Annotated in this window: 3 protein-coding genes; 1 reads left to right on the top strand and 2 read right to left on the bottom strand. The window is 74.0% G+C overall.

Annotated elements, in window-relative coordinates; translation table 11 throughout:
• Positions 1-163 precede the first annotated feature (163 nt).
• Positions 164-622 (top strand): hypothetical protein, encoded by a 459-nt coding sequence (locus C8D89_RS28620; RefSeq protein WP_116711541.1) that lies wholly within the window; start codon positions 164-166, stop codon positions 620-622.
• 121 nt (positions 623-743) lie between these two features.
• Here C8D89_RS28620 and C8D89_RS30005 read toward each other — a convergent pair whose 3' ends face one another.
• Both C8D89_RS30005 and C8D89_RS28610 read right to left on the bottom strand, forming a co-directional pair.
• The gene (locus C8D89_RS30005) at positions 744-914 is read right to left on the bottom strand and encodes a HepT-like ribonuclease domain-containing protein (protein ID WP_207787490.1); all 171 of its coding nucleotides are present in this window, start codon (positions 912-914) and stop codon (positions 744-746) included.
• Between the two features lie 151 nt (positions 915-1,065).
• Positions 1,066-1,452 carry a nucleotidyltransferase family protein gene (locus C8D89_RS28610; RefSeq protein ID WP_116711540.1) on the bottom strand — a complete coding sequence of 129 codons (387 nt, stop codon included), beginning with the start codon at positions 1,450-1,452 and terminating at the stop codon, positions 1,066-1,068.
• Positions 1,453-1,817: the final 365 nt, after the last annotated feature.

The following is a 1,817-nucleotide window of genomic DNA, read 5'->3' as shown; positions in this document are numbered from 1 at the left end:
GTGCCATCGCCCACCTCCTCGGGCGACAGCCTCCAACCCTTCAAGATCCTGATCAAGCCGTGTTACGACGTCGACGTTCCTTGCCGCGGCACTAGCGTTCCGTCCGACGGAGGCACCCGGCCTCCGCGAGTCGCCCGGAGATCGGGCGGAGGGGGATCACGTCATGGACCACGGCCGACCCGGCTCGCTCCACACCGCCCAGACCTTCGTGCCGGGGCTCGGGCACGGCCCGTTCCACCCCTCGGTCGGGCCCGACGTCGCCGGGGCGCAGCCCGCCGCCGGTCCCCGTCACCCCGCGGCCGGGCAGGCCGCGGTCGCGGGTCCGCGCCGATTCCTCCCCCGCGCGGTGCTCGTGGGCGCGGCCACCGCGCTGGCCGCCGCGGGCATCGCTGCCGGCGTCCTGCTCGCGACCGCCCACGAGCCGGAGCCGGAGCCGACCCCGGCACCCGGCCCCGTCGCCGCGGCGCACCAGCCGGACCACTGTGACGACCCGGTCCGCACCATCACCGGGCGGGTCGCCGTCAAGCGCGACGCCCGCAACGTGCCGGTCGGCGTGGTGGAGGTCGTCACCGCCACGGACTGCGGCTCCGACTCCGGCCGGTCCACATCGCTCGCGCGGTGACGCCACCCTGACCGCGGCCCGTCCTCGCTGCGCCCTGCACCATCGGGCTCGACCAGGCTCTGCAGCCCGACCCCACGACCGAGTGTCAGACGCACGCCCCGACGGGGGTCCGCCGCAGGGCTCAGGTCCGCGACGGCATCCAGTCGATGACGGCCGAGACGAACCGGTCGAGGTCCGAGAGGTCCTCGAGGCGGCGGACCACGGGGGTGCCGTCGACGGTCACGTACTCGTGCACGAGGACGTTGCGGAAGCCGACGGCACGGGCGAGCTGCTCGCTCAGCTCAGCGGTCACGTCCAAGCAGACCTCGATCGCCGTCACGAAGGTCTACTTGACCCCCGGCAGCCACATCGGGTCACGGCGTCGGGCTGGCTCCGCAGATGACTCCGCGCGCAGGCGTGACACGTCGTCACGCACCGCTTGCAGCAGGCGCAGGACGCGGACGTCATCGACCACGGCGAACGCCCTCGACGAACTCGCGGCGGTTGCGCTCGAGGCGCGGCCGTTCGTCTGCGTAGATCTTGCGCGTCGTCGCCACCCACCGCACGCGTGCGGGCGGGTCGTCGTCGAAGAGCAGGACCCCGTGCTGAGCCACCCGGCCCCGCAGCTCCAGCGGCGCCGTGTCGAGCACCAGCAGGTCCACACCGGACGGGAGCAGGACCTCGAAGGACGCCGGCGCCTCCCCACCCCACCAGGCCGCGACGTCGACGTCGGAATCCGGACGCGCCGTCCCCCGCGCGCGGCTGCCGTGCAGCAGAGCGAACCGCGCGCCGGCCTCCCGCAGGAGGCGCACGATCTCGTCGCGCTCCGCGAGCGGCACATCGGGCGTCACGGCGGCGAGTGTGGCACGTGCGGACCGCGGCGAGCCCCGACTCCGGGCTCTCGGACGCGGTCGCGGACTGAGCGATCGCGGACTGAGCGATCGCGGACTGAGCGATCGCGGTCGTCGCACCGGCCGGGGACCCCGCTCCGATGACGGAACGAGAAGCCACGATCACCGGCGCCCGGCTCGCGGACACGGCCGTGGTCCGACGTCCACGTGGACGGCCTCCTCGACGCGACCCGCTGCTGTGACCGTGGACACATTTCTCCTCGGCGGCTTCACGGACGTGCTGGTCAGGCGGCGGTGTCGGGGGTCGGGTCTAGCGTTCCCGGTGTGAGCATCGACCAGGACCTGCCGGTCGGCCCGAGGGCCGA

Origin of the sequence: Actinomycetospora cinnamomea (assembly GCF_003096675.1) — a bacterium.
Taxonomy (GTDB): Bacteria; Actinomycetota; Actinomycetes; order Mycobacteriales; family Pseudonocardiaceae; genus Actinomycetospora; species Actinomycetospora cinnamomea.
The sequence above is the reverse complement of the archived record's forward strand: the minus strand, read 5'-3'. Positions and strand labels throughout refer to the sequence as shown.

Bases quoted from the DNA above. Each gene is read 5' to 3' on its own strand.
- C8D89_RS28620 (WP_116711541.1), top strand. From the start codon at position 164: ATGGACCACGGCCGACCCGGCTCGCTCCACACCGCCCAGACCTTCGTG.